This is a genomic window from Curtobacterium sp. Leaf154 (assembly GCF_001424595.1).
Lineage (GTDB): Bacteria > Actinomycetota > Actinomycetes > Actinomycetales > Microbacteriaceae > Curtobacterium > Curtobacterium poinsettiae.
Window position 1 is genome coordinate 290,363 of the sequence record NZ_LMOS01000006.1, and the last position, 24,490, is coordinate 314,852.

Below are 24,490 nucleotides of genomic sequence, written 5' to 3' on the forward strand. Positions count from 1 at the left end.
TTACGCCTCAACTCCTGCGCCGGCCGGCGCGTCCTGCGGGGCCTGCTGCGGGCGACGGTCACCGCGGTCGCCGCCACGACGGTCGCCGCCACGGTCTCCACGCTCACCGCGCGGGCCGCCACGACGCTCGGGGCGCGACGAACGCTGGTTCGCCTGCTCGCGAGCGAGCTCCTTGTTCGTGATGTCGCCCTTGTAGATCCAGACCTTCACGCCGATGCGGCCGAACGTGGTCCGGGCCTCGTAGAAGCCGTAGTCGATGTTCGCGCGGAGCGTGTGCAGCGGCACACGGCCTTCGCGGTAGAACTCCGAACGCGACATCTCGGCGCCGCCGAGACGACCCGACACCTGGATGCGGACACCCTTGGCGCCGGCGCGCTGTGCACCCTGCAGGCCCTTGCGCATGGCGCGACGGAACGCGACACGAGCGGAGAGCTGCTCGGCGATGCCCTGCGCGACGAGCTGGGCCTCGGTCTCGGGGTTCTTGACCTCGAGGATGTTCAGCTGGATCTGCTTCTTGGTGAGCTTCTCGAGCTCACCGCGAACGCGCTCCGCCTCGGCACCGCGGCGGCCGATGACGATGCCCGGACGAGCCGTGTGGATGTCCACGCGGACACGGTCACGGGTGCGCTCGAGCTCGATGCGTGCGACACCGGCGCGGTCGAGGGTCTTCTTCAGGTACTCGCGCACCTTGATGTCCTCGGCCACGTAGTCGGCGTAGCGCTGACCGGCCTTCTTGCTGTCGGTGAACCAGTGCGAGACGTGGTCCGTCGTGATCCCGAGACGGAAACCGTACGGGTTGACCTTCTGGCCCATTAGTTGCTCGCCTTCTTGCTCGTCGCGGCAGCCTCGACCTCGTCCGGCGTCGCGAGGACGACCGTGATGTGGCTGGTGCGCTTGTTGATGCGGAAGGCGCGGCCCTGGGCGCGCGGCTGGAACCGCTTCAGGGTCGTGCCCTCGTCGACGAAGACGCGGCTCACGTAGAGGTCGCGCTCGTCGAGGAAGCTGTTCGTCGAGTCCGCCTTGACCCGTGCGTTCGCGATCGCCGAGGCGACCAGCTTGTACACGGGCTCCGAAGCGCCCTGGGGGGCGAACTTCAGGATGGCGAGGGCCTCGTGGGCCTGCTTGCCGCGGATCAGCTCGATGACGCGACGGGCCTTCTGAGGCGTGACGCGGATGTGTCGCACGCGTGCGATCGACTCCACCATTTCGTTCCTCCTCTGCGTCGCCGCCTCAGCGGCGACGGCCCTTCTTGTCGTCCTTCACGTGACCACGGAAGGTGCGGGTCGGCGCGAACTCGCCGAGCTTGTGACCGACCATCGACTCGGTGACGAACACCGGGATGTGCTTGCGGCCGTCGTGGACGGCGATCGTGTGCCCGAGCATGTTCGGGACGATCATCGACCGACGCGACCACGTACGGATCACGTTCTTGGTGTTGGCCTCGTTCTGCGTGACGACCTTGCGGAGCAGGTGCTCGTCGACGAAGGGGCCCTTCTTCAGACTGCGTGGCATCTTCTGAACTCCTACTTGCGCTTCTTGCCGGCGTTACGGCGACGGACGATGAGCTTGTCGCTCGGCTTGTTCGGCTTGCGCGTACGGCCCTCGGACTGGCCCCAGGGGCTGACCGGGTGACGACCACCGGACGTCTTGCCCTCACCACCACCGTGCGGGTGGTCGACCGGGTTCATGGCGACACCACGAACGGTCGGGCGGACGCCCTTCCAGCGCATGCGGCCGGCCTTGCCCCAGTTGATGTTCGACTGCTCGGCGTTGCCGACCTCGCCGATCGTGGCGCGGCAGCGTGCGTCGACGTTGCGGACCTCGCCCGACGGCAGACGGAGCTGCGCGTAGGGGCCGTCCTTGGCGACGAGACGCACCGAGGCGCCGGCGGAGCGGGCCATCTTGGCGCCGCCACCGGGGCGGAGCTCGATGGCGTGCACGACGGTACCCACGGGGATGTTGCGCAGCGGCAGGTTGTTGCCGGGCTTGATGTCCGCGCCGGGGCCCTGCTCGACGACGTCGCCCTGCTTCAGCTTGTTCGGCGCGATGATGTACCGCTTCGTGCCGTCCACGTAGTGCAGGAGCGCGATGCGCGCAGTGCGGTTGGGGTCGTACTCGATGTGAGCGACCTTGGCGTCGACGCCGTCCTTGTCGGAGCGACGGAAGTCGATCACGCGGTACTGGCGCTTGTGGCCACCACCGATGTGACGCGTGGTGATACGGCCGGAGCTGTTGCGACCACCGGTCTTCGGCAGCGGACGAAGCAGTGACTTCTCCGGAGTCGAACGGGTGATCTCAGCGAAGTCGGCGACCGACGAGCCGCGACGACCGGGGGTCGTCGGCTTGTAGTTACGAATAGCCATGATTTATCCCTCTGGTCCTCAGCCGACAGCCGTGAAGATGTCGATCGAACCGGACTTGAGCGTCACGATGGCGCGCTTGGTGTCCTTGCGCTTGCCGAGACCGAACTTGGTGCGACGGGTCTTGCCCGGGCGGTTCAGCGTGTTGATGCTCGCGACCTTGACGTTGAAGATCTTCTCGATGGCGAGCTTGATCTCGGTCTTGTTCGAGCGGGGGTCCACGATGAACGTGTACTTGCCCTGGTCGATGAGCGCGTAGCTCTTCTCCGAGACGACCGGCGAGATGACGACGTCGCGCGGGTCCTTGTTGAAGCCGCTCATGCGGTGATCTCCTTCGCGGTCTTCGACGCGATGAAGGCGTCGAGGGCGCTCTTGCTGAAGACGACGGCGTCCGAACGCAGCACGTCGTAGGCGTTGAGCTGGCCGTACGAGAGCGCGTGGACGTTCGACAGGTTGCGGATCGACTTGAGCGTCAGCTCGTCGTCCGTCTCGAGCACGACGAGCACGTTCTTGACGGGCGCGACCTTCTCGAGGAGCGTGCGGGCGGTCTTGGTCGACGGCAGTTCAGCCGCGACGAAGCCCTCCACAGCGGAGATGCGGCCACCGCGGGCGCGGTCCGAGAGCGAGCCGAGCAGAGCAGCGGCGATCATCTTCTTCGGGGTGCGCTGCGAGTAGTCACGCGGGGTCGGTCCGTGGACGACGCCACCGCCGGTGTGCTCCGGAGCACGGACGGAACCCTGACGGGCGCGGCCGGTGCCCTTCTGCTTGAACGGCTTGCGACCGGCACCGCGGACTTCGCCGCGGTTCTTGGTCTTGTGGGTGCCCTGACGCGCGGCTGCGAGCTGCGCGGTGACGACCTGGTGGATCAGCGGGACGTTGGTCTCGACGTCGAAGAGAGCTGCGGGGAGCTCGACGGTGCCGGACTTGGCACCCGATGCGTCGAGGACGTCGATCGTGGTTGCGGTCGTGGTGGCCATGATCACTTACCCTTCACGGCGGTGCGGACGAAGACGGAGCGGCCACGAGCACCGGGGACGGCGCCCTTGACGAGCAGCAGACCCTTCTCGGCGTCGACGGCGTGCACCGTGAGGTTGAGGACGGTCACGCGGTCGCCACCCATACGACCGGCCATGCGCATGCCCTTGAAGACACGCGACGGGGTCGAGGAAGCACCGATCGAGCCGGGCTTGCGGTGGTTGCGGTGCGCACCGTGCGAGGCGCCGACGCCGTGGAAGCCGTGGCGCTTCATGACACCGGCGAAGCCCTTGCCCTTGGAGGTACCGACGACGTCGACCTTCTGGCCCGCCGTGAACGTGCTGTCCACGGTGAGCTCCTGGCCGAGCGTGTACTCAGCGGAGTCGTTGGTACGGATCTCGGTGAGGGTGCGACGCGGGGTCACGCCAGCGGCCTCGAAGTGGCCAGCGGCCGGCTTGTTGACCTTGCGCGGGTCGATGGCACCGGCGGCGATCTGGATCGCCTCGTAGCCGTCGCGCTCAGCGTTGCGGATCTGGGTGACCACGTTCGGGCCGACCTCGATCACGGTGACGGGGATGAACTTGTTGTTCTCGTCCCACACCTGGGTCATCCCGAGCTTCTTGCCGAGGAGGCCCTTGACGGTCTTGGTTGAGTTCGCCATTGGTCAGCCCCCTTACAGCTTGATCTCGATGTTGACGTCGGCCGGCAGGTCGAGTCGCATGAGCGAGTCCACGGCCTTCGGCGTCGGGTCGACGATGTCGATGACCCGCTTGTGCGTGCGCTTCTCGAAGTGCTCGCGCGAGTCCTTGTACTTGTGAGGGGAACGGATCACTGCGATCACGTTCTTCTCGGTGGGGAGCGGCACCGGGCCGACCACGGTTGCACCGGCACGGGTCACCGTGTCGACGATCTTCCGGGCCGACGTGTCGATGACCTCGTGGTCATACGACTTGAGCCGGATGCGGATCTTCTGTCCCGCCATGTGTCTCTTGTCCTCTCTGCGCCGCGCACCCTCTGGCCGCCTGACGCCGCTCGGTTCCGCATTCCTGCGGACCGTGCTGTTTTCCTGAACCAACCGGCCGCATCCACTGGGGATGACCGCTGTTCACCTGTCAACCTCGCGGGCGACCGTGGCCGTCCAGCGTGGGCAATCGACTGCCTCGTGCTCCGGGCGCAGCAGTGGTGCACCGCGTCCGTCACATCTCGGGGAGTCGTGTTCTGCTGCCTGCGGCCCAACCCAGCCCTGCTGAACAAGGGGGTTGTGCACTGCCAGAGCAGTGATCCTGTGGGCGTACACCCACGGGGAATTCGGAACCGGACAAGTCTCGCATAGCCCCGGCCCACGTGCAACCCGGGCGTGTCGCGAATTGCCGGGCGTGTCCCGCCGGCTCGCTTGCCCGGATCCACGGGGATCGGACGGTCTGGAGGCCCGGCTCGGCCCCGCAACGCAACGCACCCTCCGGACGTGGTCCGGAGGGTGCGTCGAGACGGGTCAGGAGACCGTCACTCGGCGGTCACCGGGGGCACGAACCACGGCGGGAAGACGGCCACGCGGGGAGCGTGTCCGCCGTGGTCGGCGAGCACGGCGCGGACGGTCTGCCGGGCCTTGTCGTTCGGCACACCGATCACGGCCACCGAGGTGAACGGCACGCTCGGACCGGCGAGCAGCTCGAGGCCGTGCATCTCCGGGTCCGTGAAGTCGGTGCGACGGATCAGGTTCGTGCCGGCGTCGGGGCCGACGGCGAACCGGACGTCGTCGGCGTCGGCGTCCTGGTCCGCGACGATCACCGAGGCGCCGAACGCCGAGACCGGCACGACGAGCACCACGTAGTCGATCGCGCGGGTGCGACGGGCGGCATCGGACCAGCGCTCACCCTCGGCGCCCGTGCGGAGCTCGTCCCACCGCGTCGCGTCGGGCGACAGCGTGAACGGCACGTGCCCGGCGATCGAGGAACCGTCCGGTGCCTCGGCCTCGGCACGTGCGGCACGGGTGTCGGCGGAGCTGACGTCCACGACGGGCTCGGCCTGGTCGGCCGCCAGGATCGCGCCGGCGCCGACGATGCCGTCGAGGTTGTCGATGTGGGTGACGTGGTGGGCACGGAGCGCTGCGAACTCACGTGCCTCGGGCAGGTCGGTGGACGACGAACGGAGCGACGTCGGCGACCGGAGCGACGTGTTCGGCCCGGAGGCCGGCGGGTCGACGCGCAGGTTGGTGGTGATGCGGGTCCGGCGTGGTGCCGGGGTGGCTGGGATCTCCGACGCCTCGCGCTGCCGGGGTGCGCAGATGTCGCAGAGCTCGGTGGGGAAACCGTGGATGCACTCGTCGGTCACGACTGTTGTGGGTCCTTCCGTGCCGTGTGGGGTGGTCCGGCACGTCGACCAACGCTACGTCATCCGGACGGCCCCCGGGTCATTGTCGGTAGAGCAGTGCCCGGACCTCGGCCTCGGCGGACGCCAGGCGGTCCGGATCGATGGTCTCCCCGTGGTCGTACGCGTCGAGCAGACGGGGGTCGATGTAGCTCTGTCGGCACACCGTCGGGGTGTTGCCGAGCTCGTCGCTCGCGGCCTTCACCGCGTGTGACACGGCCTTCTTCCGCTTGGCCTGGGATGACTGCGGCCCGGTCTTCGCCAGGTCGACCGCGGCCGCGACCGTCCCGTGCAGGGTCCGGAAGTCCTTCGCGGTGAACTCGTCGCCGGCACGTTCCTTCACGTAGGCGTTGATGTCCTCGGCGGAGAGCGGCTCCCACTCCGCCCCACGGCGCTCGCGGAACGACAGCAGACGCGCATTGGGTCCGCGACGCTTCATGCCGACGATGACCCGCGCCAGGTCGTGGTCGTGGATCGACGACGACCACTCCTGCCCGCTCTTGCCGGGGAAGTCGAGTTCGATGTCGTCGCCGGACACGTGGGCGTGCGCGCAGAGCAGCGTGGACAGCCCGCGGCTGCCGTGCTCGGTGGCGTACCGCTCGGACCCGACCCGGAGCGACCCCTGGTCGAGCATCCGGAAGGCTGCGGCCAGCGCGCGCCGGCGGTCCGGTTCCGGCCGGCGGAGGTCCTGTGTGACACCGCGACGGGCGACCGGCAACGACTCCGCCAGCGCGAGCGCGCGGTCGTACTTGATCCGGTCCATCCGTTCACGCCACGACGGGTGGTACATGTACTGGCGACGGCCAGCACCGTCCGTGCCCGTGGCCAGGATGTGGCCGTTCGGGTACGGCGAGATCCAGACGTCGTCCCACGCCGGCGGGATCACGAACTCCTCGAGCCGACGGCGCTCGTCCGGATCGGTCACGGTCTTGCCGTCGGGGTCGCGGAACGAGAAACCGCGTCCGGAACGGACGCGGTGGTAGCCGCGACCGGAGGTCGCGGATCTGCGGAGGCGGGTCACATGCCCGAGCCAACTCCGTGAAGCCTGTGACGGGTCACGGGGCGGACAGGAGGCCCGTGGCCGACCACGCCCCGTTCCTCCTGTCCGACGCCCTGTACGGCGCGCCAGTGGCCGGGTACGACGAAGCGGGGCCGGACCCGAAGGCCCGACCCCGCTGTCGCAAGGAACCGGAGTTACTTGATGATCTTCTCGACCGTACCGGCGCCGACCGTACGACCACCCTCACGGATGGCGAAGCGGAGGCCCTCTTCCATGGCGATCGGCTGGATCAGCTCGACCGTCATGGCGACGGTGTCACCGGGCATGACCATCTCGGTGCCCTCGGGCAGCGTGATGACGCCGGTGACGTCCGTGGTGCGGAAGTAGAACTGCGGGCGGTAGTTCGCGTAGAACGGGTTGTGACGCCCACCCTCGTCCTTGGTCAGGATGTACGCGTTCGCCTGGAACTCGGTGTGCGGCGTGACCGAACCCGGCTTCACGACGACCTGGCCGCGCTCCACGTCCTCGCGCTTGAGGCCACGGATGAGCAGACCGGTGTTGTCACCGGCGACCGCGGAGTCGAGCAGCTTGCGGAACATCTCGATGCCCGTGACCGTGGTCTTCTGCGTCGCGCGGATGCCGACGATCTCGACCTCGGCGTTCAGGTTGAGCGTGCCACGCTCGACGCGACCGGTGACGACGGTGCCACGACCGGTGATCGTGAAGACGTCCTCGATCGGCATCAGGAACGGCTGGTCGGTGGCGCGCACCGGGTCCGGCACGTGCTCGTCGACCTGGGCCATGAGGTCCTGGACCGACTTGACCCACTTCTCGTCGCCCTCGAGCGCCTTGAGCGCCGAGACCTGCACGACGGGGGCGTCCTCGTCGAACTGCTGCGAGCCGAGGAGCTCGCGGACCTCGAGCTCGACGAGCTCCAGGATCTCCTCGTCGTCCACCATGTCGGACTTGTTCAGTGCGACGACGATGTAGGGGACGCCGACCTGGCGGGCGAGCAGGACGTGCTCACGCGTCTGGGGCATCGGGCCGTCGGTGGCGGCGACCACGAGGATCGCGCCGTCCATCTGTGCCGCACCCGTGATCATGTTCTTCACGTAGTCGGCGTGACCGGGGGCGTCGACGTGCGCGTAGTGACGCTTCTCGGTCTGGTACTCGACGTGCGAGATGTTGATCGTGATGCCGCGCTGGCGCTCCTCGGGAGCGTTGTCGATCTGCGCGAAGTCGCGGGCCTCGTTGAGGTCCGGGTACTGGTCGTGCAGAACCTTGGTGATCGCCGCCGTGAGCGTGGTCTTGCCGTGGTCGACGTGACCGATGGTTCCGATGTTGACGTGCGGCTTGGTGCGCTCGAACTTGGCCTTGGCCACTGTGGGTCCTCCTCAGGACTCGGAAGCGTCACCCCCGGCCGGCCCTGGATGGGCTCGGAACCGTGGGTGCGCGGTGTGTGTCTGTACTTTACTTGGTGGCGAGGGGCCCGTCGCCGGGCGCCCCCGCCTGTGGAGAAGCGCTGAGCGCTACTCCCCCGCGTTCTTCGCGATGATCTCCTCGGCGACCTTGGCCGGGACCTGGCTGTAGGTCTCGAAGGTCATCGAGTAGACCGCACGACCAGAGGTCTTCGACCGCAGGTCGCCGACGTAGCCGAACATCTCGGACAGCGGCACGCTCGCGCGGACCACCTTGACGCCCGAGGCGTCCTCCATCGAGGCGATCTGGCCACGACGGGAGTTCAGGTCACCGATGACGTCGCCCATGTACTCCTCAGGAGTACGGACCTCGACGGCCATGATCGGCTCGAGGATCGCCGGACCGGCCTTGCGAGCCGCTTCCTTGTAGGCGATCGAGCCGGCGATCTTGAACGCCATCTCGGACGAGTCGACGTCGTGCGCCGCGCCGTCCTTGAGGATGGCCTTCACGCCGACGGTCGGGTAGCCCGCGAGGATGCCGACCTGCATGGCGTCCTGGATACCGGCGTCGACCGACGGGATGTACTCACGCGGGACACGGCCACCGGAGGTCGCGTTGACGAACTCGTAGACCTTCTCGCTCGTGACCTCCATCGGCTCGAGCGCGATCTGCACCTTCGCGAACTGACCGGAGCCACCGGTCTGCTTCTTGTGGGTGTAGTCGTAGCGCTCGACGATCTTGGTGAGCGTCTCGCGGTAGGCCACCTGGGGCTTGCCGACGCTCGCCTCGACGTGGAACTCGCGCTTCATGCGGTCGACGAGGATGTCGAGGTGGAGCTCGCCCATGCCCTTGATCGTCGTCTGACCGGTCTCGGCGTTGAGCTCGACGCGGAACGTCGGGTCCTCTTCGGCGAGCTTCTGGATGGCCGTGGAGAGCTTCTCCTGGTCAGCCTTCGTGTTCGGCTCGATGGCGACCTCGATGACCGGCTCCGGGAACGTCATCGACTCGAGGACGACCTGGTTGGTCGGGTCGCACAGGGTGTCACCGGTGGTGGTGTCCTTGAGGCCGATGACCGCGTAGATGTGGCCAGCGGTCACGTTGGCGACCGGGTTCTCCTTGTTGGAGTGCATCTGGAAGATCTTGCCGATGCGCTCCTTCTTGCCCTTGGTCGAGTTGATGACCTGAGCACCGGACTCGATCGAGCCGGAGTAGACGCGCACGTAGGTCAGACGACCGAAGAAGGGGTGCACCGCGACCTTGAACGCGAGCGCCGAGAACGGCTCGGTCGCGTCGGGCTTGCGGATGATCTCCTTCTCCTCGTCCTTGACGTCGTGGCCGATCATCGGCGGCACGTCGAGCGGGGACGGGAGGTAGTCGATGACGGCGTCGAGCATCGGCTGGACACCACGGTTCTTGAACGCGGAACCGCAGAGGACCGGGTAGAGCGTGCTGCTCACCGTGAGGGCACGGATCGCTGCCTTGATCTCGGCGACCGAGAAGTCGGTGTCGCCCTCGAGGTAGCGCTCCATGAGGACGTCGTCCGCCTCGGCCACGCGCTCGATGAGCTTCTCGCGGTACTCGGCGGCACGGTCCTGCAGGTCGGCCGGGATCTCTTCGATCTCGTACTTCGCGCCCATCGCGACGTCACCCTTGGCGTCGCCGCGCCAGGTGAGTGCACGCATCTGGACGAGGTCGACGACGCCTTCGAACGAGCTCTCGGAACCGATCGGCAGCTGGAGCACGAGGGGCTCCGCGCCGAGGCGGTTCACGATGGTGTCGACGGTGTAGTAGAAGTCGGCGCCCAGCTTGTCCATCTTGTTGACGAAGCAGATGCGCGGGACTTCGTACTTGTCGGCCTGACGCCAGACGGTCTCGGACTGGGGCTCGACGCCCTCTTTCCCGTCGAACACGGCGACGGCACCGTCGAGGACGCGGAGCGAACGCTCCACCTCGACCGTGAAGTCCACGTGACCGGGGGTGTCGATGATGTTGATCTGGTTGTTGTCCCAGAAGCAGGTCGTCGCGGCCGACGTGATCGTGATGCCGCGCTCCTGCTCCTGCGCCATCCAGTCCATCGTGGCAGCGCCGTCGTGGACCTCACCGATCTTGTGCGTGATGCCCGTGTAGAACAGGATGCGCTCGGTCGTCGTGGTCTTGCCGGCATCGATGTGCGCCATGATGCCGATGTTGCGGACCTTGTTCAGGTCGGTGAGCACGTCCTGTGCCACAGGGTTCCTCCGGAAGAGTTGTAGGAGAGGTTGGCGGCCGTCCGGGCGCCGGGGTTCTTGACCACCGGCGCCCGGACGGTGCCGGGACTACCAGCGGTAGTGGGCGAAGGCCTTGTTCGACTCGGCCATCTTGTGCGTGTCCTCGCGGCGCTTGACCGCGGCACCGAGGCCGTTGGACGCGTCGAGGATCTCGTTCATGAGACGCTCGGTCATCGTCTTCTCGCGACGGGCCTTGGCGTACGAGGTGAGCCAACGGAGCGCGAGGGTGTTCGCGCGGTGCGGCTTGACCTCGACCGGGACCTGGTAGGTCGAGCCACCGACACGGCGGCTGCGGACCTCGAGGGTCGGACGGACGTTGTCGAGCGCCTTCTTCAGCGTCACGACGGCGTCCTGCTGGTTCTTGGCGGAAACGCCCTCGAGTGCACCGTAGACGATGCGCTCAGCGAGGCCCTTCTTGCCGTCGAGCAGGATCTTGTTGACGAGCTGGCTGACGATCGGCGCACCGTAGACCGGGTCGGCGACGACGGGACGCTTGGGAGCGGGACCCTTACGAGGCATCTAACTCAACCCTTCTTCGCACCGTAGCGGCTGCGAGCCTGCTTACGGTTCTTGACTGCCTGGGTGTCCAGGGCGCCACGGATGATCTTGTACCGCACACCCGGGAGGTCCTTCACACGACCGCCGCGGACGAGCACCATCGAGTGCTCCTGGAGGTTGTGGCCCTCACCGGGGATGTAGGCCGTGACCTCGGTGCCGTTCGAGAGCTTGACACGAGCGACCTTGCGCAGTGCCGAGTTCGGCTTCTTGGGGGTGGTGGTGTAGACGCGGGTGCACACACCACGCTGCTGGGGGTTCGCCTTCAGGGCGGGCGCCTTGGTCTTGGTGACCTTCGGCGTACGACCCTTGCGAACCAGCTGCTGAATAGTAGGCAACTGTTCTCCTGGTTCTTCGCTCGTGCTCTCTGGCCGGCGCGTTCCGCCGGCTTCCTCGTCCCACGCTGATCACCGCCGGACGGCGGGTGTTCGAGTGGGGGACGGAGTGGTCCGGCTGGGCGATCCCGCTCGCCGGACTTTTCGGGCGCGCCCGAGGGCGCACACCCGGTAGAGACTACCCGCGGAACGGGACGAAATCAATCCGGGTCGCCCCGGGAACCGACACCGTCATGAGCCGGTGTCGGACGAGCCGTTGCCCACCGCCGAGCGGAACGTGGCACCGTCGCTCGAGAAGCCGGTGACGTACCCGCTCGCGTTGACGTTGAGCGGCCCCGCGGACGCCGTTCCGGTGCCGGCGGCACCCGAGATGTCCGCCGTGTACTTCGCCCGCCCGAACGTGGTCGTCGTGATCAACCAGCCGTTCGTCGTCCAGCTGCCGACCCGGACCGTCGGCCGCGTCTCGAGCGTCCACTTCTGGTTCGTGTAGGTGTACGCCGGGTTCTGGCCGTACGCGTAGAAGCTGCAGCCGGCCGGCGCGGCGTCGGTGGAGGCGATGCAGCCGTCCACCCAGTCGTCCACCGCTCGCTTGGCGGCCTGCTGCCCCGCGGTCGTGAGGGTGGTCGTCATCTGCACCGGGGTCGACGTCGTCCGGCCGAACCCGCTGACGTCCGCCGATCCACCACGTGCCGTGGTCCACTTGCCGCCGTCGAAGGCGACGTCGTAGGTACCGGGCAGCGCGCGGAGGCTCACCGTGCCGTCCTTCGCGGTCCGCACGTTCCGGCCTGCGACCGTGACCGACGCACCGGACGGTCCGCGCACGGCGACGTCGACCGAGCCGAGCTCGGGGGCCTGGAGCTCCCAGACCGGGAACACACCCCAGTCGGTCCCGGCCTTGTCGAGCGTGAAGGTCGCGGCGACGTCCTGGCCACCCTGGCGCAGGTACGCCCGGACGGTCGCGGTGTCGCCGTCCGTCCGCGTCGCGGCGACGCGGTACCCGGTGACCTTGTCCGATGCCTTCGCGTAGGCGGCGTCACCGAGCAGCACGTCGGACTTCCCACGTTCGATGCCCGCGTCGTCGAGGGCGTCGGCCACGCGTCCGGCCGTCAGGTCGTCGAGGAACGCCCGCACGGGGCGGTCGGCCGAGTGCGAGGCGGAACCGACCGAGTACCCGACGACCCCGGCGACGAGCAGCAGGACGACGGCGGTGCCACCCGAGATGATCCCGATGAGCTGCCCGCGGCGGAGCTTCCGGCGGGGACGCTGCGGCACCGGCCCGGGCGCTCCGGCGAAGCCGGCGCCGGGCGCTCCGGCGAAGCCGGCGCCGGGACCGACCGCAGGACCAGGGCCGACCGTCTGGCCGGCTGCGGCGGACGTGCCGTCGGTGCCACGGATCGATGCCACCGGCGGGACGGCGCCCCAGCCGCCCTGCTGGTCCGGATCCTGCGCGTGCTGGTCGCTCATCGTTCCCCCGTTTGGTGTGCGTCGTGCTGTCCGAAGACTACCGCTCGGCGGGTCCCTCGCCCGCGTTCGTCCGGTTGTGCCCGGAGAGTCCGCCCGACCCGTCCGCGCCGCTGGTCGCGTGCGTCCCGTCGGTCGCGACCGAGCCGCCCGCGGTCCGCGCGTGGTGGCGAGCCGTCGCGATCCCGCCGAGCACCGACAGGAGCGCCACCACGACGGAACCGACCACGAACGGGCCGAGGGCGTACCCCGCGGGGAAGACGAGGAGCTCGGTCGCGTCCGAGCGGACGAGTGCGTAGCCCACGGCTCCGACGCCGAGCATGACCAGGTAGACGGTCGCCGCCGCGACGAGGGCGGTCACCCCGGGGTTGCCGTCGCGGACACCCGCCGCGGTCGCCAGGAAGACGACCACCGCGCCGCCGACCACCATCGCAGGCCCGAGGTACGGGGTGGCGTCGGGCTGCGAGATGACCTCGACGTCGGCGAGCAGGGCTTCGAAGCCCGTGACGGCGATCACGAGCGCGATGAAGAGGATCGACGTCATCGTCGCGATCAGCCACCGGGACATGGGCCGATCGTATCGCCGACCGGCTGGTCAGCGAGCGGGTTCGGCGTGGTCCGTGTCGTCGGCGTGCGCACGGTCGGACTGCTCCTGCGCTGCGGCGACCAGGGCGAGCGCGATGGTCGCCGTGATGATCGGGACGGTCTCCGTCATCGGGGCGGGCGCCTCCGGCACCGTCGCGGGCACGAGATCCGACGTCGTCGGGCGGGTCGGGTCAGTCGCGTCCGTGGCGTCCGTCGCGTCCGCCAGGTCGACCCACTGGAGGCCCGTGGTCGCGTCCGTCTCGCCGGCCCCCTCCAGCTCGTGGTCGCGCAGCGCCGGCCCGATGACCGGCAGGACCCCGGTCGTGGCCGGGGGCTCCGCGTGCAGGACCGGCGGCTCGGCCGCAGCGGACCCGTCGCGCTTCGCCGCGCGACGCGCACGGAGCATCTTCACCAGGACGACGACGGCGACGATCGCCCAGATGCCGTTGACGATCGTCGAGGGGACGGCGTGGTGGGCGGCGACGTTGACGGCCACCGCGAGGCCGCCGACCAGGTTGAGCAACTGGTAGAGCGGACCGTTCGGGATCCTGCCCGTGGAGAACAAGATGTAACCAGCAAGGACGGTTACCGCCCCGAACCAACCGAGGAACTCCACGATTCCGACCAACACGCGCGACTCCGGGCACGACGAGGAACGGCCGATTCGAGCCGACCGTTCGAGAGGGGATGAGCAGCCGCGGACACGGCGCCGTGAGCATCGTAATCTCCGCGACGGGCGTCGCGGAAGTGATGTCGGCGTGGCGCGGCCGACACCGGTCCGTGCGGGTCGGATCAGCCCGCCGCGGTGCCGCCTGCGTCCGTCGTCACGTCCTTCGAGCGGAAGCGTCCGATCGACCAGAGCTGGCGGAGTGCGACCGCCACGGTGTTCGGTTCGAGCACCTCGCCCTGTTTCGTCGCGCCGACGGGTACCGGCACCTCGGCGAACCGCAGGATCGTCGGTCTCGCCCGGTCCGCGTCCTGCACCTCGACGGAACGGATCGCGGCGGCGCCGATGTCGACGCCGACGATGCTCTTCGACATGGGCGGTCCTTCCCCGTGACCGTCTTCGGGTCGGTCTGGTGGCGCAGCGCGTGACGAGGCGTCAGGCGAGTCCGAGGAGGCGCAGGTAGCCATCCCACGCGGGCGCACCGACGGCGATGCCGAGCCAGGCACCCGCGAGCATCCAGGGGCCGAACGGGATCCCGCTCCGGCGGCCCGCCCGGCGCACGGCCAGGAGGACGACTGCGAAGGTACCGCCGAGCAGGAACGCGGCGGAAGAACCCACTGCGAGGGGTCCCCATCCGAGGTACGCCAGCACGAGACCGAGCACGCCGGCGAGCTTCACGTCCCCGAGTCCCATCCCGCCGAGGACCGCCAGCGCGAGCAAGAGGTAGACACCGCCGAGGACGACGAGACCGCCGATCCCACGGACCGCGGCGCCCCAGTCCCCGGACACCACCGATGCCACGAGCAGGAGCACGGGCAACACGATGTACGCCGGCAGCACGATCCGGTTCGGCAGGGTGTGGGTGTCGAGGTCGATGAGCGTCAACGAGATGCTGATCGCCATCAGGTACAGGAGCGCGACGAGCAGGGTCGCCGCGTGGATCGTTCCGGGAACACCGTCCGGTGCCGCCGACGTCGACCACGGTGCGAGGACCGAGAGCAGGGTCACCGCGACGAACAGGAGGCCCGTGGCGGCTTCGACGAGCGGGTACCGAGCCGAGACGGGCGCGTCGCAGTGACGGCACCGGGCACGCAGGAGGAGCCAGGACACCACCGGCACGTTGTCGCACCCCCGGATCTCGTGGCCGCAGCCGGGGCAGGAGCTGGCCGGTGCAACGACCGACATCCCGGCGGGGATGCGGTGCACGTCGACGTTCAGGAACGACCCGATCGCGAGACCGAGCAGACCGACCAACGCGGTGACGAGGGGCAGCGCCGAGGTGGACACGGTGCCGGTCACCTCCCCGTCGGGGTGCCGTCGGTGCGGTCTCGCTGCGGCCGTTCGGGTGCACATGTCGACCAGCCTCACGGACCACGGGCCGCTCCGTGGCCTCAGACCGGCAGGCGGTGGAGGACATCGGCGCGATGCCGCCTGTGGAGGAACACCGCGACGAACGACACCAGGTCGACACGGGCCGGACAGCGCGACGCAGCGGAATCCCTCTCGACGCGCGCCCCCGCCCGGGCACATGATGAGACATGGACATCACGAGCGTGACCGTGGGGCTGCCCGTCACCGACATCGAGGCGTCCTGCCTCTGGTACGGCGCGGTCTTCGAGCGCACCGAGCCGGACCTCGAACCCGAGGACGGCGTCGCCGAGTACGAGGTCGGCGGCATCTGGATCCAGCTCTACGTCGACGAACAGGCCGAGGAGAACCCGGTCAGCGTCCGCTTCGGCGTCGACGACGTCGCCGCGCAGCACGCACGGATCGGCGCGCTCGGCATCGACATCGGCCCCGTCGAGTGCGTCGACGGCGCGGTCGACTGGTTCGACGTCCGCGACCCCGACGGCAACGTGCTGAGCCTGTTCTCGCTGGTCGACGAGACCGGTCGCGGCTCCGGCCGCGACAACGGCGCGGGCCGCGCGCTCTAGCCGCGACCCCACGGCGGACGGGAGGCCCGTGACGGCCGGGCACCGTGCCTCCAGGCCGTCACGTGGTGACGACACGACGAAGGCCCCGCCTCCTTGCGGAGACGGGGCCTTCGTGGGATCACATCAGGCTCAGTTGTACGTGCCCGGCGTGAAGTCGTCCGACGAGAAGCTGTCGAAGTCGACGAAGCTCAGGTCGGCGTCCGAGAACGACGAGTCGTCAGCGAAGATGCGGTTGGGGTACCGCTCCGCCTTCGCCTCTTCGGTCGCGTTCACGTCCACGTCACGGTACCGGCTGAGGCCCGTCCCGGCAGGGATGAGCTTACCGATGATGACGTTCTCCTTGAGGCCGACGAGGTGGTCCTGCTTGCCCTCCATGGCCGCCTGCGTGAGCACGCGGGTGGTCTCCTGGAAGGAAGCGGCGGACAGCCACGACTCGGTCGCGAGGGACGCCTTCGTGATGCCCATGACCTCCTGGCGAGCCGAGGCGGTCTTGCGACCCTCCTGCAGCGCCGCACGGTTCAGCGCGTTGTAGCGCGACCGGTCGACGAGCTCACCCGGCAGCAGGTCGGTGTCGCCGTGGTCGACGACGGTGACCTTGCGGAGCATCTGGCGGACGATGACCTCGATGTGCTTGTCGTGGATCGGCACACCCTGCGAGCCGTAGACGTCCTGCACACCGTTGACCAGGTGCTTCTGGACCTCTCGGACACCCTTGACCCGGAGGACTTCCTTCGGGTCGACGGTGCCGGCGATGAACTGCTCGCCGAGCTCGACGTGCTGGTTGTCCTCGATGAGGAGCGTCGCACGCTTGAGCACCGGGTAGATGAACGGCTCGTCGCCGTTGTCCGGCGTCAGGATGATCCGACGGCCCTTGTCCGTGTCCTCGACGACGACGCGGCCGGGGGCCTCGGCGATCGGGGACGCGCCCTTGGGGGTACGCGCCTCGAAGAGCTCCGTGACACGCGGCAGACCCTGGGTGATGTCGTCGGCCGAGGCCGAACCACCCGTGTGGAAGGTACGCATCGTCAGCTGGGTACCGGGCTCACCGATGGACTGCGCGGCGATGATGCCGACTGCCTCACCGATGTCGACCAGGTTGCCGGTGGCGAGCGAACGGCCGTAGCACTTCGCGCAGACACCGACGGCCGACTCGCAGGTCAGGACCGAGCGCACCTTGATGCTCTCGACACCGGCTGCCAGCAGCTTCTCGAGGAGCACGTCACCGACGTCCTCACCGGCCTCTGCAACGACCGTGCCCTTGGCGTCCACGGCCTCGGTGGCCAGGGTGCGGGAGTACACGGTGTTCTCGACGCGCGGGTCGCGGACGAGCTTGCCGTCGGCGTCCACGGTCGCGATCGGCAGCTCGAGGCCACGCGTCGTACCGCAGTCGTCCTCGCGGATGATGACGTCCTGGGAGACGTCGACGAGACGACGGGTCAGGTAGCCGGAGTCGGCCGTACGGAGCGCCGTGTCGGCCAGACCCTTGCGAGCACCGTGCGTGGCGATGAAGTACTCCGCCACGGTCAGGCCCTCGCGGTACGAGTTGATGATCGGGCGGGCGATGATCTCGCCCTTCGGGTTGTTCACCAGACCACGCATACCGGCGATGTTGCGGACCTGCAGCCAGTTACCACGAGCACCGGACGACACCATGCGGTTGATCGTGTTGTCGACGGGGAAGTTGTCCCGCATCTCCTGTGCGATCTCGTTGGTGGCCTCGGTCCAGATCTTGATCAGGTCGGCGCGACGCTCGGAGTCGGTGATCAGACCCTTGTCGAACTCGCCCTGCACCTTGGCGGCCTGGATCTCGTAGCCCGCGATGATCTCCTTCTTGCGAGGAGGCGTCACGACGTCCGACAGGGCGACGGTCACACCGGAGCGGGTGCCCCAGTAGAAGCCGGCGTCCTTGATCCGGTCCAGCGCAGCGGCCGTCTCGGTCTTGGAGTAGCGCTCGGCGAGGTCGTTGACGATCGCGGAGAGCACACCCTTGTCGGTGACCTTCTGGACGAACGGGTAGTTCGCCGGCAGGGTCTCGTTGAAGAGCGCACGGCCCAGGGTCGTCTCGAGCAGCAGCGTGTCGCCCTGCTCGTAGCCCTCGGGGGCTTCACCCTCGGCGAAGTGGACACCCGTCATGCGGATCTTCACCATCGCGTTGAGGTGCAGCGTGTGCTGGTCGTTCGCCAGGATCGCCTCGGCCACCGACGAGAACGCACGGCCCTCGCCCACGGCGCCCTCGCGGACGGTCGTGAGGTGGTGCAGACCGATGATCATGTCCTGTGCGGGCAGGGTCACCGGGCGGCCGTCGGACGGCTTCAGGATGTTGTTCGAGGCGAGCATCAGGATGCGTGCCTCGGCCTGAGCCTCGACCGACAGCGGCAGGTGCACGGCCATCTGGTCACCGTCGAAGTCCGCGTTGAACGCAGCACAGACGAGCGGGTGGAGCTGGATGGCCTTGCCCTCGACGAGCTGCGGCTCGAACGCCTGGATGCCCAGACGGTGCAGCGTCGGCGCACGGTTCAGCAGGACGGGGCGCTCGCGGATGATCTCCTCGAGCACGTCCCACACCTGCGGACGCGAACGCTCGACCATGCGCTTGGCCGACTTGATGTTCTGCGCGTGCGACAGGTCGATCAGGCGCTTGATGACGAACGGCTTGAAGAGCTCGAGCGCCATCTGCTTGGGCAGACCACACTGGTGCAGCTTCAGCTGCGGGCCGACGATGATGACCGAACGGCCCGAGTAGTCGACACGCTTGCCGAGCAGGTTCTGGCGGAAACGACCCTGCTTGCCCTTGAGCATGTCGCTCAGGGACTTCAGGGCGCGGTTGCCGGTACCCGTGACCGGACGTCCGCGACGACCGTTGTCGAACAGCGCGTCGACGGCTTCCTGCAGCATGCGCTTCTCGTTGTTCACGATGATCTCGGGAGCACCGAGGTCGAGCAGGCGGCGGAGACGGTTGTTGCGGTTGATCACACGACGGTAGAGGTCGTTGAGGTCCGACGTGGCGAACCGGCCACCGTCGAGCTGCACCATCGGGCGCAGCTCCGGCGGGATGACCGGCACGACGCCGAGCACCATCGCCGCCGGCGAGTTGCCGGTGGCGAGGAAGGAGCTGACGACGCGCAGACGCTTGATCGCACGGATCTTCTTCTGGCCCTTGCCCTCGGCGATCTGCAGACGCAGCGCCTCGGCCTCGGCGGCCAGGTCGAACGCCTCGAGCCGGAGCTTGATCGCCTCGGCGCCCATGTAGGCGTCGAAGTAGATCCCGAACCGGTCCTGGAGCTCGTGGAAGACGGCGTCCTCGGGCTTGAGGTCGCCCACCTTGAGGTTGCGGAAGTCCTCCCACACACGCTCGAGACGGGTGATGTCCTCGTCGAACGACTTGCGGACCTGGGACATCTCCTTCTCGGCGGTGTCCTTGGTGCGGCGCTTGACGTCGGCCTTCGCACCCTCTTCCTCAAGGGCTGCGAGGTCGTCCTCGAGCTTCTTGAGGCGGTCGGCGATGATCGAGTCGCGCTGGCCCTCGAGGGTCTTGATCTCGAGACGCATCTCGTTCTCGAGACCCGGCATGTCCGCGTGACGGCCCTCTTCATCGATGTCGATGATCATGTACGCCGCGAAGTAGATGACCTTCTCGAGGTCCTTCGGCGCCATGTCGAGGAGGTACCCGAGGCGCGACGGGACGCCCTTGAAGTACCAGATGTGCGTGACGGGGGCAGCGAGCTCGATGTGGCCCATGCGCTCACGACGGACCGAGGACTTGGTGACCTCGACGCCGCAGCGCTCGCAGACGATGCCCTTGAACCGGACACGCTTGTACTTGCCACAGGCGCACTCCCAGTCGCGGGAAGGACCGAAGATCTGCTCGCCGAACAGACCGTCCTTCTCGGGCTTCAGGGTGCGGTAGTTGATGGTCTCCGGCTTCTTGACCTCGCCGTACGACCACTGACGGATGTCCTCGGCGGTTGCGAGGCCGATCCGAATGGCGTCAAAGGAAGTTGCTTCGAGCAATGTTCTTCTCTCTTGCTGATTCAGGCTTCGATGTACGGGCGGGATCAGATGTCGTCGACGGAGGACGACTCGAACCGCGAGGAGATGTTGATGCCCAGCTCCTCCGCAGCGCGGAAGACCTCGTCATCGTTGTCGCGCAGGCTGACCGCCTGGCCGTCGGCCGAGAGCACCTCGACGTTCAGGCAGAGCGACTGCATCTCCTTCATGAGGACCTTGAAGGACTCGGGGATACCGGGCTCCTGGATGTTCTCGCCCTTGACGATCGCCTCGTAGACCTTCACGCGGCCGAGGATGTCGTCGGACTTGATCGTCAGGAGCTCCTGGAGGGCGTAAGCGGCGCCGTACGCTTCAAGCGCCCACACCTCCATCTCACCGAATCGCTGTCCACCGAACTGCGCCTTACCACCCAGCGGCTGCTGCGTGATCATCGAGTACGGACCGGTCGAACGCGCGTGGATCTTGTCGTCGACCAGGTGGTGCAGCTTGAGGATGTACATGTAGCCGACCGAGACGGGCTCCGGGAACGGCTCGCCGGAGCGGCCGTCGAAGAGCTGCGCCTTGCCGGACGAGCCGATCAGGCGCTCGCCGTCGCGGTTCGGGAGGGTCGAGTCGAGGAGGCCCTCGATCTCGCGCTCGTACGCACCGTCGAACACCGGGGTGGCGACCTTGGTGCCGGGCTCGGCGCTGTGCGCTGCCTCCGGCAGGTTCTCGGCCCACTCCTGGATGCCCTCGACGTTCCAGCCCTGCTTGGCGAGCCACCCGAGGTGGATCTCGAGCACCTGACCGAAGTTCATGCGGCCGGGGACGCCGAGCGGGTTGAGGACGATGTCGACGGGGGTGCCGTCGGCGAGGAACGGCATGTCCTCGACCGGGAGGATGGTCGAGATGACGCCCTTGTTGCCGTGACGACCGGCGAGCTTGTCACCCGCGGTGATCTTGCGCTTCTGGGCGATGTAGACGACCACGCGCTGGTTGACGCCCGAGCCGAGCTCGTCGTCGCCGTCCTGCGAGTCGAACACCTTGACGCCGATGATCGTGCCCTCTTCACCGTGGGGCACCTTGAGCGAGGTGTCGCGGACTTCGCGCGACTTCTCGTTGAAGATGGCACGGAGCAGACGCTCCTCGGCGCTCAGCTCGGTCTCGCCCTTCGGCGTGACCTTGCCGACGAGGATGTCGCCGGGGCGGACCTCGGCACCGATGCGGATGATGCCGCGCTCGTCGAGGTCGGCCAGCAGGTCCGGGCTGACGTTGGGGAGGTCACGGGTGATCTCCTCCTTGCCGAGCTTGGTGTCGCGGGCGTCGACCTCGTACTCCTCGATGTGGATCGAGGAGAGCGTGTCGTCCTTGATGAGGTTCTGCGACAGGATCATCGCGTCCTCGTAGTTGTAGCCCTCCCACGGCATGAACGCGACGAGGAGGTTCTTGCCGAGCGCGAGCTCGCCGTTCTCCGTCGCGGGACCGTCGGCGATGACCTCGCCCTGCTCGACGCGCTCGCCTGCGGAGACGATGACGCGGTGGTTGTAGCTCGTGCCCTGGTTGGAGCGGTCGAACTTGCGCAGGTAGTAGGTCTGCGTGCCGCCCTCGTCGAGCTGCAGGGTGACGGCGTCGGCCGAGACCTCGGAGACGACACCGGCCTTGTCGGCGGTGACGACGTCGCCCGCGTCGATGGCCGTGTAGCCCTCCATGCCGGTGCCGACGAGCGGCGACTCGGAGCGGAGCAGCGGGACGGCCTGACGCTGCATGTTCGCACCCATGAGGGCGCGGTTCGCGTCGTCGTGCTCGAGGAACGGGATGAGCGACGTCGCGACCGACACCATCTGGCGCGGGGAGACGTCCATGTAGTCGACCTCGCCCTTGGCGACGAGTTCGACCTCGCCGCCCTTCTTGCGGACGAGCACCTTGTCGTCGGCGAAGTGGAAGTCGTTCGTCAGCGGGGCGTTGGCCTGCGCGACGACGAAGTCGTCCTCTTCCGAAGCGGTGAGGTAGTCGATGGTCTTCGTGACCTCGCCGTCGACGACGCGACGGTACGGGGTCTCGATGAAGCCGAACGAGTTGATCCGACCGAACGACGCGAGCGAGCCGATCAGGCCGATGTTCGGGCCTTCCGGGGTCTCGATCGGGCACATGCGGCCGTAGTGCGACGGGTGGACGTCGCGGACCTCGACGCCGGCACGCTCACGGGACAGACCACCCGGGCCGAGGGCCGACAGGCGACGCTTGTGCGTCAGACCCGCGAGCGGGTTGTTCTGGTCCATGAACTGCGACAGCTGGGAGGTCCCGAAGAACTCCTTGATCGCGGCGACGACCGGACGCACGTTGATGAGCGTCTGGGGCGTGATCGCCTCGATGTCCTGCGTGGTCATGCGCTCGCGGACGACGCGCTCCATGCGGGACAGACCCGTGCGGACCTGGTTCTGGATGAGCTCGCCGACGGCGCGGATGCGACGGTTGCCGAAGTGGTCGATGTCGTCCACGTCGAGGCGCAGCTGCACCGGCTCGCCGTCACGGATGCCGTCGATCGTGGTGCGCTCGGCGTGCAGCGACACCAGGTACTTGATCGTCGCGACGATGTCCTTGACGGTGAGCACCGAGTCGGACAGCGGGGCGTCCATGCCGAGCTTGCGGTTGACCTTGTACCGGCCGACCTTCGCCAGGTCGTAGCGCTTCGAGTTGAAGTAGAAGTTGTCGAGGAGCGCACGCGCGGCCTCGGCAGCGACCTGCTCGCCCGGGCGGAGCTTGCGGTAGATGTCCTTGAGCGCCTCTTCCTTCGTGAGGACGGCGTCCTTCTCGAGGGTCGACTCGATCGACGCGAAGCCCTGGAACTCGTCCATGATCTCTTCGCTCGTCAGGCCGAGGGCCTTGAGGAAGACGGTCACGGACTGCTTGCGCTTGCGGTCGATGCGCACGCCCACCTGGTCGCGCTTGTCGATCTCGAACTCGAGCCAGGCACCACGCGACGGGATGATCCGCGCCGAGTAGATGTCCTTGTCGGAGGTCTTCTCCTGCTGGCGCTCGAAGTACACGCCGGGCGAACGGACGAGCTGCGACACGACGACGCGCTCGGTGCCGTTGATGATGAACGTGCCGCGCTCGGTCATGAGCGGGAAGTCGCCCATGAAGACCGTCTGCGTCTTGATCTCACCCGTCATGTGGTTCATGAACTCGGCGTTGACGTACAGCGGAGCGGCGTAGGTCTTGCCGCGCTCCTTGCAGTCGTCGATCGAGTACTTCGGGTCCTCGAGCTCGGGAGCCGTGAACGAGAGCTGCATGGTCTCGCCGAGGTCCTCGATCGGGGAGATCTCCTCGAAGATCTCCTCGAGCCCCGAGTGCAGCGCGAGGTCGGTGCGACCCTGCTCCTGCCCTTCGGCGAGGCGGGCCTTCCAGACGTCGTTGCCGACGAGCCAGTCGAAGCTCTCCGTCTGGAGTGCGAGCAGATCAGGAACCGTGAGGGTGTCCGTGATCTTGGCGAACGAGAGTCGCGAGTGGTTGCGACCGTTCTTGGGGTTGGTGGATGCGTTGGGCGCAGCAGCCAAGGGTGTGACCTCCGGTAGGCCCCGTCGGGCCGACACTGACGAGCAGTGTGTAGGTGAGTGGATTGATCGCTCGGCGAACCCTGAGAGTGCAAGCCCTGCGACCACGCCGACGCGTGCCTGACGCGGAACGTCGGTGCACGTGTGGGATGATCTCCGTGAGCGGTACCCGCCGCCATATACGGGTCCGGCTGCACCAGGGCGAGATGAGTTTCTGTCTCAGAACTCTGCGTCGACCGAAATATGACGACACGGATGCCAGGGAGCGCGAACTGTCATCATAGTTCGCTCCGCGGCGTGCTGTCCAGTCCCGGCTTGACCGGATTCGGCAGTGGCGTGTATAAGCCGCCGGACGCCGCTTCCATTCCCCTGCGCAGGCAGCGGAGACGCATCCGATGTGCAGCCCGGACGCGCCCCCTGCTCAGCCCAGACGCTCGCGATCGACGCGATCCGCGCCTCCCGGCCCGCCCGGCAGTCCGGCCAGCGCACGGAAGGCGTCCTCGGGACGCCGCGTGCGGACGAACGTGACCCGCCCCCGGTCGTCGGTGAGCTCGATCCCGAGCCCCGGCGTGAGGATGAGCGCCCGCACGCCGCGACGGATCCGCAGGCCGACCCCGCCGTAGGTGGCCGCGTCCGCCTCGACCAGACGGACGTCGGTGATCCGCCGGCGCGCGATGCGTCGCGGCGGGAGCGGACGGAAGTGCAGGGTCACGTGCCGCTCGGTGACGGTGAACCCGGCACGGGCGAGGACGAGCAGCAGTCCGAGGGCGACGGCGAGCAGTCCCGGCACCAGGAGCGCGACCTCGGGTGCATCGCCCGGCCAGCCGAGCACGGCGGCGGACAGCCCGGCGCCGGCCACGAACAGCGCGGTGCCGACGACGCGCATCCAGGTCGGCGCCGCCTCGCGGTCGGCGTGGAACGGCCTGGAGGCCCGGATCGCCCGGATGGGTCGGCTCCCGGACCGGTGGGGGTCCGGGGTGGTGCGGCGTGCGGTGGGCACGCTCATGGTGTCGGCGGTCATGAC

23 protein-coding genes are annotated in these 24,490 nt (G+C 68.0%); 1 reads left to right on the plus strand and 22 read right to left on the minus strand.

Annotated features, from left to right (window positions below):
• The 19 genes from rpsC to ASF75_RS13260 form a co-directional block, all read right to left on the minus strand.
• Positions 1-813, minus strand: coding sequence for a 30S ribosomal protein S3 (gene rpsC / locus ASF75_RS13170; RefSeq protein WP_017885527.1), 813 nt, complete (start codon positions 811-813; stop codon positions 1-3).
• Positions 813-1,205, minus strand: coding sequence for a 50S ribosomal protein L22 (gene rplV, locus ASF75_RS13175; RefSeq protein WP_017885528.1), 393 nt, complete (start codon positions 1,203-1,205; stop codon positions 813-815). The genes rpsC and rplV overlap by 1 nt, the downstream gene beginning before the upstream one ends.
• 25 nt (positions 1,206-1,230) lie before the next feature.
• On the minus strand, positions 1,231-1,512 hold the full coding sequence (gene rpsS, locus ASF75_RS13180; RefSeq protein WP_017885529.1) for a 30S ribosomal protein S19: 282 nt from the start codon (positions 1,510-1,512) through the stop codon (positions 1,231-1,233).
• Between the two features lie 11 nt (positions 1,513-1,523).
• Positions 1,524-2,363 carry a 50S ribosomal protein L2 gene (gene rplB / locus ASF75_RS13185; protein WP_017885530.1) on the minus strand — a complete coding sequence of 280 codons (840 nt, stop codon included), beginning with the start codon at positions 2,361-2,363 and terminating at the stop codon, positions 1,524-1,526.
• An 18-nt stretch (positions 2,364-2,381) separates the two neighbouring features.
• Entirely contained in the window at positions 2,382-2,681 is a 300-nt protein-coding gene (gene rplW, locus ASF75_RS13190; protein WP_017885531.1) for a 50S ribosomal protein L23, read from the minus strand.
• Entirely contained in the window at positions 2,678-3,337 is a 660-nt protein-coding gene (gene rplD, locus ASF75_RS13195) for a 50S ribosomal protein L4 (protein WP_027466730.1), read from the minus strand. The genes rplW and rplD overlap by 4 nt, the downstream gene beginning before the upstream one ends.
• Positions 3,338-3,339: 2 nt before the next feature.
• Positions 3,340-3,996, minus strand: coding sequence for a 50S ribosomal protein L3 (gene rplC, locus ASF75_RS13200; RefSeq protein WP_017885533.1), 657 nt, complete (start codon positions 3,994-3,996; stop codon positions 3,340-3,342).
• 12 nt (positions 3,997-4,008) lie between these two features.
• The gene (gene rpsJ / locus ASF75_RS13205; RefSeq protein ID WP_017885534.1) at positions 4,009-4,317 is read right to left on the minus strand and encodes a 30S ribosomal protein S10; all 309 of its coding nucleotides are present in this window, start codon (positions 4,315-4,317) and stop codon (positions 4,009-4,011) included.
• 521 nt (positions 4,318-4,838) lie between these two features.
• Positions 4,839-5,666: a DarT ssDNA thymidine ADP-ribosyltransferase family protein gene (locus tag ASF75_RS13210; RefSeq protein WP_056072038.1), complete on the minus strand. Its 828-nt coding sequence runs from the start codon at positions 5,664-5,666 to the stop codon at positions 4,839-4,841.
• Between the two features lie 79 nt (positions 5,667-5,745).
• Positions 5,746-6,723: a DNA topoisomerase IB gene (locus ASF75_RS13215; RefSeq protein WP_042537504.1), complete on the minus strand. Its 978-nt coding sequence runs from the start codon at positions 6,721-6,723 to the stop codon at positions 5,746-5,748.
• A gap of 173 nt (positions 6,724-6,896) precedes the next feature.
• Complete coding sequence (gene tuf / locus ASF75_RS13220) at positions 6,897-8,084, minus strand: elongation factor Tu (RefSeq protein WP_017885537.1); 1,188 nt, start codon at positions 8,082-8,084, stop codon at positions 6,897-6,899.
• Between the two features lie 147 nt (positions 8,085-8,231).
• Entirely contained in the window at positions 8,232-10,349 is a 2,118-nt protein-coding gene (gene fusA, locus ASF75_RS13225) for an elongation factor G (protein ID WP_017885538.1), read from the minus strand.
• Positions 10,350-10,436: 87 nt separating this feature from the next.
• On the minus strand, positions 10,437-10,907 hold the full coding sequence (gene rpsG, locus ASF75_RS13230; protein WP_017885539.1) for a 30S ribosomal protein S7: 471 nt from the start codon (positions 10,905-10,907) through the stop codon (positions 10,437-10,439).
• Between the two features lie 5 nt (positions 10,908-10,912).
• A complete protein-coding gene (gene rpsL / locus ASF75_RS13235) occupies positions 10,913-11,281 on the minus strand; it encodes a 30S ribosomal protein S12 (RefSeq protein ID WP_017885540.1) in 369 nt (122 codons plus the stop codon).
• Between the two features lie 228 nt (positions 11,282-11,509).
• Positions 11,510-12,742, minus strand: coding sequence for a hypothetical protein (locus ASF75_RS13240; protein ID WP_056072041.1), 1,233 nt, complete (start codon positions 12,740-12,742; stop codon positions 11,510-11,512).
• Positions 12,743-12,779: 37 nt separating this feature from the next.
• A complete protein-coding gene (locus ASF75_RS13245; RefSeq protein WP_056072044.1) occupies positions 12,780-13,307 on the minus strand; it encodes a DUF6121 family protein in 528 nt (175 codons plus the stop codon).
• Positions 13,308-13,334: 27 nt separating this feature from the next.
• Entirely contained in the window at positions 13,335-13,955 is a 621-nt protein-coding gene (locus ASF75_RS13250) for a CBU_0592 family membrane protein (protein ID WP_414835790.1), read from the minus strand.
• Between the two features lie 161 nt (positions 13,956-14,116).
• Positions 14,117-14,365, minus strand: a complete 249-nt coding sequence (locus ASF75_RS13255) for a hypothetical protein (protein WP_017885544.1) — start codon at positions 14,363-14,365, stop codon at positions 14,117-14,119.
• A 61-nt stretch (positions 14,366-14,426) separates the two neighbouring features.
• A complete protein-coding gene (locus tag ASF75_RS13260; RefSeq protein ID WP_235517674.1) occupies positions 14,427-15,344 on the minus strand; it encodes a prepilin peptidase in 918 nt (305 codons plus the stop codon).
• Positions 15,345-15,529: 185 nt separating this feature from the next.
• On the opposite strand from ASF75_RS13260, the gene ASF75_RS13265 reads away from it, so the two are divergent.
• Complete coding sequence (locus ASF75_RS13265; RefSeq protein ID WP_017885546.1) at positions 15,530-15,925, plus strand: VOC family protein; 396 nt, start codon at positions 15,530-15,532, stop codon at positions 15,923-15,925.
• A 129-nt stretch (positions 15,926-16,054) separates the two neighbouring features.
• On the opposite strand, the gene rpoC is transcribed toward ASF75_RS13265, so the two are convergent.
• From rpoC to ASF75_RS13280, 3 genes are all read right to left on the minus strand, one after another.
• Positions 16,055-19,936: a DNA-directed RNA polymerase subunit beta' gene (gene rpoC, locus ASF75_RS13270; RefSeq protein WP_017885547.1), complete on the minus strand. Its 3,882-nt coding sequence runs from the start codon at positions 19,934-19,936 to the stop codon at positions 16,055-16,057.
• A 44-nt stretch (positions 19,937-19,980) separates the two neighbouring features.
• Entirely contained in the window at positions 19,981-23,469 is a 3,489-nt protein-coding gene (gene rpoB, locus ASF75_RS13275) for a DNA-directed RNA polymerase subunit beta (RefSeq protein WP_017885548.1), read from the minus strand.
• Between the two features lie 418 nt (positions 23,470-23,887).
• On the minus strand, positions 23,888-24,487 hold the full coding sequence (locus tag ASF75_RS13280; RefSeq protein WP_056072054.1) for a hypothetical protein: 600 nt from the start codon (positions 24,485-24,487) through the stop codon (positions 23,888-23,890).
• Between the last annotated feature and the right edge of the window lie 3 nt (positions 24,488-24,490).